Annotated in this window: 1 rRNA gene; it reads left to right on the top strand. The window is 50.5% G+C overall.

The features are described 5' to 3' along the window. Positions 1–216 precede the first annotated feature (216 nt). A 5S ribosomal RNA gene (rrf, locus tag C5F75_RS37780) occupies positions 217–277 on the top strand; the annotation flags it as partial.

The raw sequence follows: 277 nt of genomic DNA, 5'->3' as shown, positions 1-277 counted from the left end.
GTGTGTAAGCGCAGTAATGCGTTCAGCTAACTGATACTAATTGCCCGTAAGGCTTGATCCTATAACAAGTCTGCCTTATAGATCTGCGCCGTGTGTAAGCACTGGCCGCGATCCAAAGCGACAAGTTGGATTCTCGTGTGTGATACACACAACTCAAAATTACTGCTTCTTCCCAGATTGGTTCTGTTGGCCACGCCAGCAGAACAACCCTCTTTGCCTGATGACCATAGCGAGTCGGTCCCACCCCTTCCCATCCCGAACAGGACCGTGAAACGAC

The organism is Burkholderia anthinoferrum (assembly GCF_002925705.1).
GTDB classification, from domain to species: Bacteria; Pseudomonadota; Gammaproteobacteria; order Burkholderiales; family Burkholderiaceae; genus Burkholderia; species Burkholderia semiarida.
This window is presented reverse-complemented; position numbering and strand designations above follow the sequence as displayed.